12 protein-coding genes are annotated in these 18515 nt (G+C 48.9%); 11 read left to right on the top strand and 1 reads right to left on the bottom strand.

What is annotated here, in order from left to right:
* Position 1: 1 nt before the first annotated feature.
* The 11 genes from CSD97_RS08585 to CSD97_RS08535 all read left to right on the top strand — a co-directional run bounded on the left by CSD97_RS08585 (position 2) and on the right by CSD97_RS08535 (position 16321).
* Positions 2 to 2329 carry a glycoside hydrolase family 3 C-terminal domain-containing protein gene (locus tag CSD97_RS08585; protein ID WP_055288452.1) on the top strand — a complete coding sequence of 776 codons (2328 nt, stop codon included), beginning with the start codon at positions 2 to 4 and terminating at the stop codon, positions 2327 to 2329.
* A 136-nt stretch (positions 2330 to 2465) separates the two neighbouring features.
* Positions 2466 to 4955, top strand: a complete 2490-nt coding sequence (locus CSD97_RS08580; RefSeq protein ID WP_055288451.1) for a glycoside hydrolase family 3 N-terminal domain-containing protein — start codon at positions 2466 to 2468, stop codon at positions 4953 to 4955.
* A gap of 470 nt (positions 4956 to 5425) precedes the next feature.
* Entirely contained in the window at positions 5426 to 5893 is a 468-nt protein-coding gene (gene rimP / locus CSD97_RS08575; protein WP_005824352.1) for a ribosome assembly cofactor RimP, read from the top strand.
* 4 nt (positions 5894 to 5897) lie between these two features.
* Positions 5898 to 7163, top strand: coding sequence for a transcription termination factor NusA (nusA, locus tag CSD97_RS08570; RefSeq protein WP_005833693.1), 1266 nt, complete (start codon positions 5898 to 5900; stop codon positions 7161 to 7163).
* Between the two features lie 118 nt (positions 7164 to 7281).
* On the top strand, positions 7282 to 10329 hold the full coding sequence (infB, locus tag CSD97_RS08565) for a translation initiation factor IF-2 (RefSeq protein ID WP_005833691.1): 3048 nt from the start codon (positions 7282 to 7284) through the stop codon (positions 10327 to 10329).
* Between the two features lie 136 nt (positions 10330 to 10465).
* Positions 10466 to 10978, top strand: a complete 513-nt coding sequence (locus CSD97_RS08560; RefSeq protein WP_005833689.1) for a CvpA family protein — start codon at positions 10466 to 10468, stop codon at positions 10976 to 10978.
* 48 nt (positions 10979 to 11026) lie between these two features.
* A complete protein-coding gene (gene sufB, locus CSD97_RS08555) occupies positions 11027 to 12481 on the top strand; it encodes a Fe-S cluster assembly protein SufB (RefSeq protein ID WP_005824359.1) in 1455 nt (484 codons plus the stop codon).
* Positions 12482 to 12525: 44 nt separating this feature from the next.
* Entirely contained in the window at positions 12526 to 13281 is a 756-nt protein-coding gene (gene sufC, locus CSD97_RS08550) for a Fe-S cluster assembly ATPase SufC (RefSeq protein ID WP_005824362.1), read from the top strand.
* 17 nt (positions 13282 to 13298) lie between these two features.
* Positions 13299 to 14642 carry a Fe-S cluster assembly protein SufD gene (gene sufD, locus CSD97_RS08545; RefSeq protein ID WP_005824364.1) on the top strand — a complete coding sequence of 448 codons (1344 nt, stop codon included), beginning with the start codon at positions 13299 to 13301 and terminating at the stop codon, positions 14640 to 14642.
* Between the two features lie 67 nt (positions 14643 to 14709).
* Complete coding sequence (locus CSD97_RS08540; RefSeq protein ID WP_008661986.1) at positions 14710 to 15930, top strand: cysteine desulfurase; 1221 nt, start codon at positions 14710 to 14712, stop codon at positions 15928 to 15930.
* 70 nt (positions 15931 to 16000) lie between these two features.
* Entirely contained in the window at positions 16001 to 16321 is a 321-nt protein-coding gene (locus tag CSD97_RS08535; RefSeq protein WP_005824368.1) for a heavy metal-binding domain-containing protein, read from the top strand.
* Positions 16322 to 16414: 93 nt separating this feature from the next.
* On the opposite strand, the gene CSD97_RS08530 is transcribed toward CSD97_RS08535, so the two are convergent.
* Entirely contained in the window at positions 16415 to 18496 is a 2082-nt protein-coding gene (locus CSD97_RS08530; RefSeq protein WP_098032275.1) for an LruC domain-containing protein, read from the bottom strand.
* Positions 18497 to 18515 lie beyond the last annotated feature (19 nt).

The following is an 18515-nucleotide window of genomic DNA, read 5'->3' as shown; positions in this document are numbered from 1 at the left end:
TATGAAGAAGAATATCATATCCATGGCAGCAGCAATGGCTGTTTTGTCAGCTTGCGGACCGGGTGTGCCGCAGCTTGGAAAGTCCTCTCTGGATGAGGTGATTGGCGCCATGACCTTGGAAGAAAAGGCGCATCTGGTAGTGGGTACCGGTATGGCAGGTTTCTCGGGTGACAGTGCCGTAATCGGTGCAACGAGAAAGCTAGTGCCGGGTGCGGCAGGAACCACATACCCGATTGAACGCCTCGGCATTCCCGCTGTGGTGCTGGCTGATGGTCCCGCCGGACTGCGTATCGACCCCAAGCGTGAGGGGGATTCGGCTACGTACTATTGTACTCATTTCCCTATCGGAACTTTGCTCGCCTCTACCTGGGACCAGGAACTGGTGGAAAGTGTAGGTCAATCCATCGGTAACGAAGTGCTGGAATACGGTGCGGACGTGCTGTTGGCTCCGGCGCTGAACATTCACCGTAACCCGCTTTGCGGACGTAACTTCGAGTATTATTCCGAAGACCCGTTGGTGTCGGGTAAGATTGCCGCCGCCTACGTACGTGGTGTGCAGAGCAACGGTGTGGGTACCAGTATCAAGCACTTTGCTGTGAACAACCAGGAAACCAACCGTATGGCTACGGATGCGCATGTATCTCCACGCGCCTTGCGCGAAATCTACTTGAAAGGGTTCGAGATTGCCGTGAAGGAATCCGCTCCTTGGACCGTGATGTCCTCATACAACTACCTGAACGGTGTCTACACTTCGGAAAACAAGGAGTTGCAGACAACGATGTTGCGCGACGAATGGGGCTTCAAGGGCATGGTGATGACCGACTGGTTTGGCGGCAAGGATGCCGTGGCACAGATGGTGGCAGGCAACGACATGTTGCAGCCCGGTCTGCCCAAGCAGTACGAAGCCATCGTGAAGGGTGTGCAGGACGGAGCGTTAGATGAAGCCATCCTCAATCAGAATGTGAAGCGTATTCTGGAGATGATTCTCCAGACTCCCCACTTCAAGGGATATAAATACTCCAACAAGCCTGATTTGAAGGCGCATGCTGCCGTTACTCGCCAGTCGGCAACGGAAGGCATGGTATTGCTGAAGAACGATAACGGTGCTCTGCCGCTGGCTGCCGACGTGAAGAACGTGGCACTCTTCGGTTGCACTTCCTACGATTTCATTGCAGGCGGTACAGGTTCGGGCAACGTGAACCGCGCTTATACCGTTTCGCTATTGGACGGCTTGAAGAATGCCGGCTATGTGGTGGATGAAGCGCTGAAGAATAGCTATGAAGCTTACCTGAAAGCCGAGAAAGAACGTCTGTCCAAAGATAAGAAAGAGTGGTTCATGCCCGATACCCGTCCGGCTGAGATGGCTGTGTCCGCACAGGTCATCCGCGAGCAGGCTGCCAAGGCCGATGTGGCACTGGTGACGCTGGGACGTACCTCTGGTGAGTTCCTCGACCGTATGGTAGCTGACTTCAACCTTACCAAAGAAGAGCAGGACATGCTGAAAGCCGTGTCCGATGCTTTCCATGCTGCCGGAAAGAAGGTAGTGGTGGTACTCAACATCGGCGGGGTGATTGAAACCGCTTCTTGGAAATCTGTTCCCGATGCCATCCTTTGTGCATGGCAGGCAGGCCAGGAGGGAGGAAACAGTGTGGCCGACGTACTGAGTGGCAAGGCTTCTCCTTCGGGCAAGCTGACAATGACTTTCCCGGTGAAGTTTGAAGATGCTGCTTCTTCCGACAACTTCCCGATAGACATGCGTGTAAGCACCGACCTTATGAACAAAGGCGGGAAGAAGAACGACGTGAAGAACGTGGACTATACCAATTACGAAGAGGACATCTACGTGGGTTACCGTTACTTCGACACCTTCGGCAAGCAGGTTTCCTATCCTTTCGGTTACGGTCTTTCCTATACCACTTTTGCTTACGACAAGGCTGCTGTCAAGGCAGACAACGGTGTCTATACCGTGTCTGTAGAAGTGAAGAACACCGGTAAGGTAGCAGGCAAGGAAGTGGTTCAGCTTTATGTATCCGCTCCCGATGCTGCAGACGCCAACAAACCCGAAAAGGAACTGAAAGCTTTCGCCAAGACCAAGGAACTGAAACCGGGCGAAACTACTGTGGTGACGCTGAAAGTGAATGCTGCCGACCTGGCTTCCTACGATGAGGCTGCATCGGCATGGGTGGTAACTCCCGGAAACTACAAGTTCCTCGTCGGGGCTTCCTCACGCGACATCAAGGCTACGCTGGAGGCTGAAGTAGCTGCCGCAACGCAGAAGACGAACAACATCTTGAAACTTCAGGAACCGATGAGCCTCTTGAAGAGATGAGAGTAGGATTGTCTGAAAAGATAACAAATCATACCCTAAAAAACATCCTGTTGTACCCTTTGGTATGGCAGGATGTTCTTATCTTTGTGCCTCGTATAAACAGATAGTGCAACTATTATAAACCAATATCACAACCATGAATAAAAAGTTAATCTTATCTTTAGCCCTATCAGGGTTAGTGCTTACTGCTACGGCGCAGACCACTGTTGCGCCTGCCATTCCAAGAGACGAGAAAATAGAACAGCAGATTGAGACTTTGCTGAAGAAGATGACGCTTGACGAGAAAGTCGGTCAGATGTGCGAACTCACTATCGACCTCCTGCAGAAACGCGCCAATCCCTTTGCCGGCCTCGACCCGAAGAACATCACGGTGAAGGACCTGCAAAAAATCATCAAGAGATACAAGCTTGAAAAGGAATTCAAGCTGGGCAAGGAGATGCCTTCGCAGGATGTGATGATGAAGCTCTATATGCGTATCCAAGGCATTGAGAATGCCAAGGGCTTCCAGTTGGATGAGGCGATGCTCGACTCTGTCATCGGAAAATACAAAGTAGGCTCCATCTTGAACGTGCCCAACGGTGTGGCACAGAGCGTGGAGAAGTGGCAGGAAATCATCAAACGCATTCAGGAGAAATCCATGGAGGTGATGGGTATTCCTTGTGTGTACGGTGTAGACCAGATACACGGAACTACCTATACGCTGGGTGGTACTTTCTTCCCGCAAGGCGTCAATATGGGAGCTACCTTCAACCGTGAACTGACACGTGAAGGTGCACGCATCTCCGCTTATGAAACAAAGGCGGGAAGCATTCCCTGGACGTATGCCCCGGTGACCGACCTCGGGCGTGACCCGCGCTGGCCGCGTATGTGGGAAAACTATGGTGAAGACGCCTACGTCAATGCCGAAATGGGACGTGAAGCCGTTATCGGTTTCCAGGGAGAGAACCCCAACCTGATTGGCGGGAACAACGTTGCCGCTTGTATGAAGCATTATATGGGTTATGGTGTCCCCGTTTCCGGTAAGGACCGTACGCCGTCTTCCATCACCGAGCAGGATATGCGTGAGAAGCATTTTGCTCCTTATCTGGAAATGGTGAAGGCAGGTGCCCTCTCCGTGATGGTGAACTCCGCCATGAACAACGGCCTGCCTTTCCATGCCAACTATGAGCTGCTGACCAAGTGGCTGAAAGAAGACCTCAACTGGGACGGTATGATCGTGACCGACTGGGCGGACATCAACAACCTTTATAGCCGCGACCACATTGCCAAGGACAAGAAGGAAGCCATCAAGCTCGCCATCAATGCCGGTATCGACATGTCTATGGACCCGTACGACTGGAAGTTCTGTACACTCTTGAAGGAGCTGGTGGAAGAAGGTGAAGTTCCCATGAGCCGTATAGACGATGCTGTACGTCGTGTGCTGCGTTTGAAGTACCGTCTCAACCTATTTGAAAAGCCCTATTATGACTTGAAAGACTTCCCGTTGTTCGGTAGTGCGGAACATGCCGCTGCTGCATTGCAGGCTGCCGAAGAGTCTTTGGTACTCCTGAAGAATACAGACGGTATATTGCCGTTGGCAAAAGGCAAGAAACTGCTGGTTACCGGTCCGAATGCCAATTCCATGCGTTGCCTCAACGGTGGCTGGTCCTATTCATGGCAGGGCGACAAGGCCGACGAGCATGCAAGCCAATACAATACGATTCTTGAAGCCTTCACCAATAAATTCGGTGCGGACAATATCATTTACGAAGCCGGTGTCACTTATAAGCAAGGTGGCAACTGGTGGGAAGAAAACACTCCGGAGATAGAGAAAGCTGTAGCTGCCGCTGCCGGTGCCGACTACATCGTTGCCTGCATCGGTGAGAACTCTTACTGCGAGACTCCGGGTAACCTGACGAACCTCTTCCTCTCCCAGAACCAGCTCGATTTGGTGAAGGCTCTTGCCAAGACCGGGAAGCCCATCATTCTGGTGTTGAACGAAGGTCGTCCTCGCCTGATTGCTGACATCGAGCCTTTGGCTAAGGCTGTTGTCAATACTATGCTTCCGGGCAACTATGGCGGTGATGCGTTGGCAAACCTCATTGCCGGTGACGCCAACTTCAGCGGAAAGATGCCTTTCACTTATCCGAAGGAAATCAACTCTCTGATTACGTACGACTACAAACCGTGCGAACACATCGGCAAGCAGATGGAAGGTGCTTATAACTACGATGCGCAAGTATCTGTACAGTGGGCGTTCGGTTATGGATTGAGTTATACTACTTTTGCATACAGTAACCTCAAGGTGGATAAGTCGGACTTTACCGCTGATGATGTGCTTACTTTCACTGTAGATGTGAAGAATACCGGTGACCGTGTCGGCAAGGAGAGCGTGTTGCTCTTCAGCAGTGACCTCGTTGCCTCCCTTACTCCCGATACCCGCCGTCTTCGCGCTTTCGAGAAAGTGGAACTGAAACCGGGCGAGACAAAGACCGTGACTCTGAAACTGAAAGGCTCCGACCTTGCTTTCGTAGGCTATGATGGCAAGTGGATTTTGGAGAAAGGTGACTTCCGCATCCAGACGGGTGACCAAACGGTGAACGTGGTTTGTACGGATACCAAGAAGTGGGAGACTCCGAATAAGTGATACGACAAGGTCTTTTAGACCTTTAGAACCATAGTAAAAGGGCCGATAGCATGAAACAAGCTATCGGCCTTTTATTTTTCCGCGTTGTCTTTCAACAGTATCTTCTTTCCGTTTGTATCTCCTTACTTCTTTTCCTGAAACAATAGAGATTGTATGCTTGAGATGTACATCTCATGTTGTCCGAGATGCACATCTCGTTGTGCTTGACATGTGCATCTCATGCAGTATGGAACGTGATAATTCATTTCATAAAGTATAAGCTTCTGTCTCATAAGATTATATGTTTTACCCCTTATCTTGAAGTGTTGAAAGGGTGTGTTTGTAATATAATTCCCGTTTGAACCGTTAAATCAATCTTTTTTTCTCTAATATTTTGTAGTCGAACAGATTATTTATATCTTTGCAACCGAAAACGGATGAAAGGTGGAGGGGCGATTAAGCTCCTCTTTTTTGTTCCTAATGGTTAATCTATGATAGAAAAGAAAACTGTTTGTCAGATTGTTGACGAGTGGCTGGCAGGAAAGGACTACTTCCTTGTGGAGGTGACAATCAGCCCGGATGACAAGATTTTGGTGGAAATAGACCACAAAGAAGGTGTTTGGATTGAGGACTGCGTAGAGCTGAGCCGCTACATCGAGTCCAAGTTGAACCGTGAGGATGAGGATTATGAGTTGGAAGTCGGTTCGGCCGGCATCGGACAGCCCTTTAAGGTACTGCAGCAGTACATTAACCACATCGGCAAGGAAGTGGAAGTGCTGGCAAAGGACGGCCGCAAGCTCAGCGGCGTGTTGAAGGAAGCCGACGAACAGCATTTCGTCGTGACCATTCAGAAGAAAGTGAAAGAGGAAGGTGCCAAGCGTCCCAAGCTGGTGGACGAGGACTTGACCTTTACGTATGAAGAGATAAAATACACTAAATACTTAATCAGTTTTAAATAAGACTATGGCCAAAAAAGTAGAAACTGTCAGCTTGATAGATACATTTTCGGAATTTAAGGAACTGAAGAATATCGACAGAACCACGATGGTAAGCGTACTCGAGGAGTCGTTCCGTAGTGTGATTGCGAAAATGTTCGGTACCGATGAGAATTACGACGTAATTGTAAACCCGGACAAGGGTGACTTCGAAATATGGCGTAACCGTGAGGTAGTGGCAGACGAGGATTTGGAAAACCCGAACCTGCAGATTGCATTGTCCGAAGCACAAAAGATTGATGCTTCTTATGAAGTGGGCGAGGAAGTGACGGATGAAGTTATCTTCGCGAACTTCGGTCGCCGTGCCATCTTGAACTTGCGCCAGACACTGGCCTCCAAGATATTGGAACTGGAGAAAGATAGTATTTACAACAAATACATTGATAAAGTGGGTACCATCATCAATGCGGAAGTCTACCAGATTTGGAAGAAAGAGATGCTGCTGCTCGATGATGAAGGCAACGAACTGTTGCTGCCCAAGACCGAACAGATACCGAGTGACTTCTACCGCAAGGGCGAGACCGCCCGCGCCGTAGTGGCACGTGTGGACAACAAGAATAATAATCCGAAGATTATCCTGAGCCGTACGTCGCCCGTCTTCCTGCAACGTCTGTTCGAAATGGAAGTACCCGAAATCAATGACGGACTGATTACCATCAAGAAGATTGCCCGCATCCCCGGCGAGCGTGCCAAGATTGCCGTTGAGAGCTACGATGACCGTATCGATCCGGTAGGTGCTTGCGTGGGTGTGAAGGGTAGCCGTATTCATGGTATTGTCCGCGAGCTTCGCAACGAGAATATCGACGTTATCAACTATACGTCCAATATCCAGTTGTTTATACAGCGTGCCTTGAGCCCTGCCAAGATTTCTTCCATCCGCTTGAACGAGGAAGAACGCAAGGCTGAAGTGTTCTTGAAACCCGAAGAGGTGTCGCTGGCTATCGGTAAAGGCGGTTTGAATATCAAGCTTGCCAGTATGTTGACTGAGTACACCATCGACGTGTTCCGTGAGTTGGATGAGGCCATAGAGGATGAAGACATCTACTTGGACGAATTCCGTGATGAAATAGACGGTTGGGTTATCGATGCCATCAAGGCTATCGGTATCGATACGGCTAAGGCTGTGTTGAACGCTCCCCGTGAGATGTTGATTGAGAAGACGGACCTCGAAGAAGAGACGGTGGACGAGGTATTGCGCATTTTGAAACAGGAGTTTGAAGAGGAGAATGAATGATTTACGATTTTACGATTTACGATTTACGATTAGAGTTTGATTGTAAATGTAAGTCGTTCCGCTCCGAGTATTATCAATCGTAAATCGTAAATGGTTAAATCGTAAATAGAAAAAATTGATGACGATAAGGTTAAACAAAGTAACAAGAGATTTAAATGTAGGGATTACGACGGCTGTCGAGTTCCTGCAAAAGAAGGGATTTACCGTTGAGGCAAATCCGAACACAAAAATTACGGATGAACAGTTCGAACTGCTCAAAAAGGAGTTTAGTACAGATAAGGACCTTAAGATAAAGTCGGAGCGTTTCAGCCAGGAACGTCAGAGCAAGGACCGCAACAAGGCGTCCGTGTCTATTGACGGCTATAGGGAAACGCAGGAGAAAGCGAAGCCCGAAGAGATTAAGACGGTTGTTCCGGAAGACGCACGTCCGAAGTTCAAGCCGGTAGGCAAGATTGATTTGGACAAACTGAACCGTAGACCTGCTCCTGCTCAGGAAAAAGAGAAAGAAGCGGAAAAAGCGGTAGAGGAGAAGAAGGTGGAGGAACCGGCAGTTGTAGAAACGCCGAAACCGGAACCTGCTCCTGCTCCCCAACCGGAACCACAGCCGCAACCGGAGGTACAGCCGGCATCTGAGCCCGAGCCGCAGCCCGTTTCGGAACCGCAGCCACAACCCGTTGTCAAGGAAGAGCCTGCTCCGGTTGTAGAGGCTCAACAAGAATCTAAAAAGGAAGAAATGATAGAAGCGCCTGCTCCCGCACCGGCAGCTGAAGAAGCACCGGTTGAAAAAGAGGGGAAAGAAGAAGGAGAAGAAATCTTCAAGATACATCAGCCTGAGTTTGTTTCGAAGATTAATGTTATCGGACAGATAGACTTGGCGGCCCTGAACCAATCCACACGCCCAAAGAAGAAATCGAAAGAGGAGAAACGCAAGGAGCGTGAAGAGAAGGAAAAGATTCGTCAGGATCAGAAGAAGCAGATGAAGGAAGCTATCATCAAGGAAATCCGCCGTGATGACAGCAAGTTGAAGGATACCGCTGCCGGTGATGCCAACGGCAAGAAGAAACGTGTCCGTATCAATAAGGAGAAAGTGGACATCAACAATGCTTCCAACTTCCAGCGTGGTGGCAACGACCGTGGACACGCAGGTGCCCAGCAAGGTCAGGGTGCCCGCCCGCAAGGTGGAAACCAGCCTGGTGGAAACAATGCCAATAATAACCGCAACCGCAATAAGGACCGCTTCAAGAAGCCGGTCATCAAGCAGGAGGTTAGCGAGGAAGATGTAGCAAAGCAGGTAAAGGAAACTTTGGCACGCCTCACTTCCAAAGGAAAGAACAAAGGTGCCAAGTATCGTAAGGAAAAACGTGACATGGCTTCCAGCCGTATGCAGGAATTGGAAGACATGGAAATGGCAGAAAGCAAGGTACTGAAGATTACGGAATTCGTGACGGCCAACGAGTTGGCAAGCATGATGGATGTTTCTGTTACTCAGGTCATCGCCACTTGTATGAGCATTGGCATGATGGTATCCATCAACCAGCGTCTGGATGCCGAGACCATCAACCTGGTGGCTGAGGAATTCGGCTTCAAGACAGAATATGTAAGTGCAGAAGTGGCGCAGGCTATCGTAGAGGAAGAGGATGATGAGGAAGATTTGGAACCTCGCGCTCCGATTGTAACGGTGATGGGTCACGTAGACCACGGTAAGACTTCATTGCTCGACTATATCCGTAAGGCGAATGTGATTGCCGGTGAAGCGGGTGGTATCACACAGCACATTGGTGCCTACCACGTGTCGCTGGACGACGGACGTAAGATTACATTCCTCGATACTCCGGGCCACGAGGCGTTTACCGCCATGCGTGCCCGTGGTGCCAAAGCTACGGATATTGCCATCATCATTGTGGCTGCTGACGACAACGTGATGCCGCAGACAAAGGAAGCCATCAACCATGCCATGGCTGCGGGTGTTCCTATTGTATTTGCAATCAATAAGATTGATAAACCGACTGCCAATCCCGACAAGATTAAGGAAGAGCTGGCTGCCATGAACTTCTTGGTGGAAGAGTGGGGCGGTAAGTATCAGTCGCAAGATATCTCTGCCAAAAAGGGTATCGGTGTACCCGAGTTGATGGAGAAAGTGCTGCTCGAAGCAGAAATGCTGGAGCTGAAAGCAAACCCGAACCGCCGTGCTACCGGTTCCATTATCGAGTCCTCATTGGATAAGGGTCGTGGCTATGTGGCTACGGTACTCGTTTCCAACGGTACCTTGAAAATGGGCGACATCGTGCTGGCGGGTACCAGCTACGGTAAGGTGAAGGCTATGTTCAATGAGCGTAACCAACGCATGCAGGAGGCTGGTCCTTCTACACCTGCCCTGATATTGGGCTTGAACGGTGCACCTGCTGCTGGCGACACGTTCCACGTAATCGAAACGGAGCAGGAAGCACGCGAGATTGCCAACAAACGCGAACAGTTGCAGCGTGAACAAGGTCTGCGTACGCAGAAGATGCTGACGCTCGACGAAGTGGGCCGCCGTCTGGCGCTGGGTGACTTCCATGAGCTGAACGTGATTGTGAAGGGTGACGTGGACGGTTCTGTGGAAGCGTTGAGCGACTCTTTAATCAAGCTGTCTACGGAGCAGGTGCAGGTAAACGTAATCCACAAGGGTGTCGGTCAGATTTCCGAATCGGATGTCTCGCTGGCTGCCGCTTCGGATGCGATTATCGTCGGTTTCCAGGTACGTCCTTCGGGTGCTGCCGCCAAGATGGCAGAGCAGGAGGGTGTGGATATCCGCAAGTACTCCGTCATCTACGATGCCATCGAAGAGGTGAAGGCTGCCATGGAAGGTATGCTGGCACCGACATTGAAGGAGCAGATAACGGCAACCATCGAGGTGCGCGAAGTGTTCAACATCACGAAGGTGGGACTGGTGGCAGGTGCCATGGTCAAGACCGGAAAGGTGAAACGCAGCGACAAGGCCCGCTTGATACGCGACGGTATCGTAATCTTTACGGGTGCCATCAATGCCCTGAAGCGCTTCAAGGACGACGTGAAAGAGGTAGGTACCAACTTCGAGTGCGGTATCAGCCTGACAAACTGCAACGATATCAAGGTGGGCGATATTATCGAATCTTACGAAGAAATAGAAGTGAAGCAAACATTATAATTGAATAATGTGCAAATATGCTAATGTGCCAATTGGCTGCGCGTACAGAAAATGCCGCAGGGCAATTGGCACATTTTGCATATCAGCCATTTGCTCATTAGCATATTGGCACATTACCACATTATCACATTAATCTATGGCAATTATAGATATCATCATATTGGCTGCTTTCGGCTTGGGCGCAATCATTGGCTTCATGAAAGGTTTTGTGAAGCAATTGGCCTCTTTGCTGGGGCTGATTGTCGGTCTGCTGGCGGCAAAGGCTTTGTATGCCTCGTTGGCAGTGAAGCTGTGCCCCACGTTGACAGACTCTATGACAGTGGCGCAAGTACTGGCATTTGTCCTCATCTGGCTGGCTGTTCCCTTGCTCTTCTCCCTGGTGGCTTCTCTGCTGACCCGGGCAATGGAGGCCGTCTCGCTGGGCTGGCTCAATCATTGGTTGGGGGCTGGTCTAGGAGCTTTGAAGTACCTCCTGCTGACGAGCCTGCTGATTGGTGTCATCGAATTTATAGACGGAGACAATACGCTGATTAGCAAAACAAAAAAGAAAGAATCAGTGTTATATTATCCTATGGAAGAGTTTGCCGGGATATTCTTTCCCGCGGCAAAGGCGGTTACGGAGCAGATTGTAAACGGAGACTTTGACTGATACCGTGAACCGTGATTTTGTAATTCATAATTTGTAATTATAGAAGTGATGCAACAAGAAGAACCCAATAAATATGTAAAGGAACTCACTCAGGAGAAGTATAAGTACGGTTTCACGACCGACGTGCATACAGACATCATTGAGCGCGGGCTGAATGAAGATGTAGTGCGGCTTATCTCTGAGAAGAAGGGAGAACCGGAATGGTTGCTGGAGTTCCGCCTGAAGGCATATCGCCACTGGCTGACATTGGAGATGCCTACATGGGCACATCTCCGCATTCCCGAAATAGATTATCAGGCCATATCCTACTATGCCGACCCTACGAAGAAGAAGGAAGGACCGAAAAGCATGGATGAGGTGGACCCTGAGTTGATAAAGACTTTCAATAAGCTGGGCATTCCGCTGGAAGAACAGATGGCGTTAAGCGGTATGGCTGTGGATGCCGTTATGGACTCGGTGTCTGTAAAGACTACCTTCAAGGAGACGCTGATGGAGAAAGGAATCATCTTCTGCTCGTTCAGCGAGGCTGTACGCGAGCATCCCGACTTGGTACAGAAATATCTCGGTTCGGTGGTGCCTTATCGTGACAACTTCTTTGCGGCACTGAACTCGGCGGTGTTCTCCGACGGTTCTTTTGTCTATATCCCGAAGGGGGTACGTTGTCCGATGGAGTTGTCCACCTATTTCCGCATCAATGCCCGCAATACGGGGCAGTTCGAAAGAACCTTGATTGTGGCGGATGATGATTCGTACGTTTCTTATCTGGAAGGGTGTACGGCTCCGATGCGTGACGAGAACCAGTTGCACGCGGCCATTGTGGAAATTGTGGTGCACGACCGTGCAGAAGTGAAATACAGCACCGTGCAGAACTGGTATCCCGGTGATGCCGAGGGCCGGGGTGGTGTCTATAACTTTGTGACGAAGCGTGGCCATTGTAAAGGGGTGGACAGTAAACTGTCTTGGACGCAAGTGGAAACAGGTTCGGCCATTACCTGGAAGTATCCGTCTTGCATCCTTTCCGGCGACAATTCGACAGCGGAGTTCTATAGTGTGGCAGTAACCAATAACCATCAGCAGGCAGACACGGGAACAAAGATGATTCATCTGGGCAAGAATACCCGGAGCACCATTGTGAGCAAAGGCATTTCTGCCGGAAAGAGCGAAAACTCTTACCGCGGCTTGGTGCGCGTGGCACAGAAAGCGGACAATGCTCGTAATTACAGCCAGTGCGACTCCTTGCTACTTGGTGACAAATGCGGCGCGCATACTTTCCCCTACATGGATATTCACAATGAAACGGCCATCGTGGAGCATGAGGCCACTACCAGCAAAATCAGTGAGGACCAGATATTCTACTGCAATCAGCGCGGTATTTCTACGGAAGATGCCGTGGGGCTGATTGTGAACGGTTATGCCAAAGAGGTTTTGAATAAACTTCCGATGGAGTTTGCCGTAGAAGCGCAGAAATTGCTTGCCATTTCGCTGGAAGGAAGCGTGGGGTGATTTATAAATAGTAAATTGTAAATAGTCAAATAGTAAATATAAAGATGTTAGAGATAAAAGACCTGCATGCCAGCATCAATGGCAAAGAAATATTGAAAGGCATCAACTTGACCATACGTGATGGAGAAGTACATGCACTGATGGGACAGAACGGTGCTGGTAAAAGTACGTTGAGTAATGTGTTGGTTGGCCATCCTGCTTACGAAGTGACGCGCGGCTCAATTACCTTTAATGGCAAGGACTTGCTTGCCATGAGTCCTGAGGACCGTGCACATGAAGGAATCTTTCTTTCTTTCCAGGCTCCGGTAGAGATTCCGGGCGTGTCGATGGTGAACTTCATGCGTGCGGCTGTGAATGAGCAACGCAAGTACCGCCATCTGCCTGCTTTGTCGGCCAGTGAGTTCCTGAAGCTGATGCGCGAGAAGCGTGCCATTGTGGAGTTGGACAACAAGCTGGCCAACCGTAGCGTGAACGAAGGTTTCAGCGGCGGTGAAAAGAAGCGTAACGAGATATTCCAGATGGCGATGTTGGAACCGACTTTTGCTATTTTGGACGAGACGGATTCCGGATTGGATGTGGATGCTTTGCGTATTGTGGCCGACGGTTTCAACAAACTCAAGACTGCGGAAACCAGTGCTATGGTCATTACCCACTACCAGCGGTTGTTGGACTATATCAAACCCGATACGGTACATGTACTGCTGGGTGGACGTATCGTAAAGACCGGTGGACCGGAATTGGCGAAGGAGATTGAAACACGTGGCTTCGATTGGATAAGGAAAGAAGCAGGTGAATTATAAACTCATAATCTGAAAACATGAGTGTAGAGCAACAATACATAGACCTTTTCTCCCAAACGGAGGCGATGATATGCCGGCATAGTGCCGAGGTGCTGAATGCGCCGCGTGCCGCTGCTTTTGCTGACTTTGAGCGCTTGGGCTTTCCCACCCGTAAGGAGGAGAAATACAAATATACGGATATCAGCAAGTTCTTTGAGCCGGATTATGGCTTGAACTTGAACCGGTTGGAAATTCCGGTGAATCCTTATGAAGTGTTCAAGTGCGATGTTCCCAATATGAGCACTGCTCTTTATTTTGTGGTGAACGATGCTTTTTATGGCAGGGCTTTGCCTAAGTCCCATCTGCCTGAAGGGGTTATCTTCGGCAGCCTGAAGGAGGTGGCCGAGAAACATCCCGATTTGGTGAAGAAATATTATGGCAAGTTGGCTGATACGGCAGAGGATGGGGTGACGGCGTTCAACACCGCTTTTGCACAAGACGGCGTTCTGTTTTATGTTCCTAAGAACGTGGTGGTAGAGAAACCTATTCAGCTGGTGAATATCCTGCGTGGTGACGTCAATTTTATGGTGAACCGCCGTGTGCTGATTATTCTGGAGGAGGGTGCACAAGCCCGCTTGTTGGTGTGTGACCATGCGATGGACGGCGTGAACTTCCTGGCAACGCAGGTGATAGAAATCTTTGCCGGTGAGAATGCCATTTTCGATTTTTATGAACTCGAAGAGACACACACCAGTACGGTACGTATCAGCAATATGTATGTAAGGCAGGAAGCCAATAGTAATGTATTGCTGAATGGTATGACCTTGCACAACGGAACTACACGGAATACAACCTGTGTGACGCTTGCCGGTGAACATGCGGAGCTGAATCTGTGCGGTATGGCCATTGCAGACAAGAATCAGCATGTGGACAATCATACGACAATCGACCATGCCGTGCCCAACTGTACCAGCAATGAGCTTTATAAGTATGTCCTTGACGAGCAGGCTGTAGGTGCCTTTGCCGGTCTGGTTTTAGTGCGCCCTGACGCACAGCACACCAGTTCGCAACAGACCAACCGCAATCTTTGTGCCACCCGAGATGCACATATGTACACCCAGCCTCAGCTGGAGATTTATGCAGATGACGTGAAGTGCAGTCACGGCGCTACGGTGGGGCAGCTCGATGAAAGCGCTCTCTTCTATATGCGGCAGCGTGGTATCCCGGTGCGCGAGGCGCGCCTGCTGCTGATGTTCGCTTTTGTCAACGAAGTTATCGACACCATCCGTTTGGATGCTTTGAAAGACCGTCTGCATCTGCTGGTAGAGAAGCGTTTCCGGGGGGAACTGAACAAATGCCAGGGGTGCGCCATCTGCAAGTGATAGCTTATAATTTCGATTCATTATGAACAACGATATAAATAAGAGTAGTATCTTGGCTCCCCTCCCTATGGGAGAGGGGCTGGGGGAGAGGCTTCGAGCTGATTTCCCTATCCTTTCCCGTGAGGTATATGGCAAGCCGTTGGTCTATCTGGACAACGGCGCGACTACGCAGAAACCTCGCCAGGTAGTAAATGCCATTACGGACGAATATTATTCGGTGAATGCCAATGTGCATCGCGGAGTGCACTTCCTGTCGCAGCAGGCTACAGAGCTGCACGAGGCCTCGCGTGAGACGGTGAGACGTTTCATCAATGCTCGCAGCACGAATGAGATTGTCTTCACCCGTGGTACGACGGAGAGTATCAACCTGCTTGTCTCCAGCTTTGGTGAGGAATTTATGCAGGAGGGGGATGAGGTGATTCTTTCTGTGATGGAACACCATAGCAACATTGTTCCCTGGCAGCTGCTTGCCGCCAAGCGTGGAATTACCATCAAGGTGATTCCGATGAATGACAAGGGCGAACTCTTATTGGACGAATATAGGCAGTTGTTCTCCGAACGTACCAGGATTGTCAGTGTGGCGCATGTTTCCAATGTGCTGGGTACGGTCAATCCCGTCAAGGAGATGATTGCTTTTGCCCATGAGCAGGGTGTTCCGGTGCTTGTGGACGGTGCCCAGTCCATTCCCCACATGCCGGTAGATGTGCAGGATCTGGATGCCGATTTCTTCGTTTTCTCCGCGCACAAGGTGTATGGTCCTACGGGGGTAGGGGTGCTTTATGGTAAAGAGGGGTGGCTGGATAGGATACCTCCCTATCAGGGCGGTGGAGAGATGATTCAGCATGTATCTTTTGAAAAGACTACCTTCAATGAATTGCCCTTCAAGTTTGAAGCCGGTACGCCGGATTATATCGGTACTACCGGACTTGCCAAAGCTTTGGACTACGTTTCGCTGGTTGGGATGGACAAGATTGCCGCCTATGAACACGAATTGACCCAGTATGCCATGCAACGGCTGAAAGAGATTCCCGGTATGCGTATCTTCGGCGAGGCAGAAGACAAGGGTAGTGTCATATCGTTTCTGGTAGGTGATATCCATCATTTTGATATGGGTACATTGCTCGACCGTCTTGGCATTGCCGTACGCACGGGACATCACTGTGCCCAACCATTGATGCAGCGTCTTGGCATCGAAGGAACAGTGCGTGCATCTTTCGGGCTTTACAATACCCGGGAGGAGATAGATGTGCTGGTGGCAGGTATAGTTCGTGTCAGCCGGATGTTCTGACCAAAGCAAAGCTTTGCAACCTTTCTTTCATTCCTTGCGTCTAATATGTCAACAACTAAAAAAATGAATTATGTTAGTAACAACAACCCCGACTATTGAGGGTGGACGTATCACCCGCTATTATGGCATCGTTTCCGGTGAAACGATTATCGGTGCCAATGTATTCCGCGATTTCTTTGCCAGCATCCGCGACGTGGTGGGTGGGCGAAGTGGCTCTTATGAAGAAGTGCTGCGCGAAGCTAAAGATATAGCCTTGCGCGAGATGCAAGAACATGCCCGTGCTATGGGTGCCAATGCCGTGATTGGTGTAGACTTGGACTATGAAACGGTAGGAGGCAGTGGCAGCATGTTGATGGTTACGGCATGCGGTACGGCTGTAACGGTGGAATAAGTTCGCTCTACTATATTACAACATAGGAAGATATAAGAAATGGCAACCCTGTGAATGGTTGCCATTTTCTTTATAAGGAGTATCTTTTATCGGTTATTTGTACCAATCCTTATAATCTGTTCCATTGGAATTGACCCAATCCATAAAATGTTCAAAGCTCTTGTCTATCGGCTGGGTTTCAGGAGTATTGAAGTTTGTGGCTCCACTTAGATGAATGGCAAAAGGATAGTTGCCATTGGCTACATAATAGCTTGTCGGTACAGAGGACAAATCCTCTTCGGTATGGAATAGAGCCATGTCTGCCTTTTCAGTAGGAGGATAGTTGACCAAATGCACTTCGATGCGTGATTCTTCCAATTCGTCATGTACCATGATGAATGGATTATAAGGGGGAATTCCAAGCGTTTCGTGTGATAGTGGAGTCTTGAAGGTGTTCTTTATCTTATATGTAGCGGTTTTTGTATTTCTCTCTGTTACATCGAGCGCACTTAGAAATACATTGACGGTAGCTTTGGAAAGGTCTGTATCCAGTCCTTGTCCGTTGAAACTTGTGGGGGCTTCCAATATTTCAGTTGACATATTGCTGCGTTCTGTATTCAGTTGGTAAGCGAAACCATTTTTGAAAGTGGCACCGGACCAAAGCAACTCATAGGTGTCTTCTGTAGAAAGGACCTGATTGGCATCATTGAAGTTCAATACGGACTGGTATTTTACAATAACATCATTCAAGTCATAGTCACCCTTTCTGGGCCAATTATCTTCGAAAGCGATGATTCCTTTGTATTCCAGACTGTATTTCTTATCCTCGTTGCCACCGTCAGGTTTGATATCAGGAATATCCGGATTGATGATGGCTTCGATGGGGTTGGACCATACGTTGAATTGTATATCATTATAGTCTTGGTCTGTCCAATCTTCAAAGGACAATACGACAAAATCATCGATGCGGAATGCAGCTGTATGTGTACGGCCGTCCCCATTCAGCTTTGTAGTAGAGTAGAAAGGCTTATTGTTTCCGCCATAGAAGCTGTCATTCAATAGGAACCATCCGATTTTTACTCCATTGGGAAATACGGTGCCTTGGTCCACTCCGTCGGGGTCTATGTAATGAAGCTTTACACTTTCACCGCCTTGTAGTCCGGAAGCCTTTTTATTATAATAATTATCCATCAGAGTGTTTGGAAAAACAATGCATTTGGGGGCTTTTTTAATTTCACTTAAAGATGCGTCTGCCCTATAGCAATAATAGCCAAAGGCGCTCGCTGCACCGCTGGTTCCTCCAATTATCCGGATGGATACTTCCGCATTGCGCCCTTCCGGATCATTGATTTCAAAATCTATGGCTTGTCGGTATTGCTTAGGGCATGTGCCTCCTTCCTTCAAGGTCGTATTGATGATTGTCAATACATCACCGGGAATTGTGATTTTGTTGTCTGTGTCTAAATAATGAGGATATCCTTTGGAGCTCCATGTTCCTAATACATGGTATCCTTTGGGTGCCTGCCATCCCTCCGCCCGTGTTTGCGGATTATCATCGGTGGAATCCCATTTGATGTCGGCAGTAATGGCATCTCCTGCAATAACTGTTTTGAAGAGGGTGGGGACCCCTATATAAGAAGTATAGATATATGCTTCGTCCCCATGGTCCGAATTGATGATTTCCTTGCCGCTATATGCACCGTTACCGTCTGTCATGCGTCTGATGACCGGTTCCAGGTCTGTGCGTTTTATAATCTGGCCATCTTTGTCAATCGTGAACGGGTCTTCAAGATAGATTTCAAAAAGTACTTTATAGCCTTCGGGGACATCATACTTTACGTTTACTTGGATGGAAGATGTCGTAGAAAAATCAAAAGAGTTGGGAGTCTTCTCATCGTCTTTTCCATTATTGGGATTGTAGACGTCATGTTCGCATCCTATGGATAGGAATGCCAGCATAATGCTGCATAATGTCAAAGCCAGCATCTTGCATGTTAGGTTAGAATAGATTGGTTTCATAATGCCTTTGTTTTTAGCTTGTTTACTTGTTGCAAAGGTACTATAAAAGTTGTAATATATATCTATATGTGCTCTATTCTTCTCATTAAATACAAAAAATAGGTAAAAAAGGGTACTGCTTGTTGTTTTATTCGCCAGTATAAATACATGCTTGCTTGGATTTCTTTTCTTTTTCATTTGCTTATTTCGTTTCAAA

The sequence above is a fragment of the Bacteroides sp. AR29 genome, assembly GCF_900217715.1.
GTDB lineage: Bacteria > Bacteroidota > Bacteroidia > Bacteroidales > Bacteroidaceae > Bacteroides > Bacteroides uniformis.
This window is presented reverse-complemented; position numbering and strand designations above follow the sequence as displayed.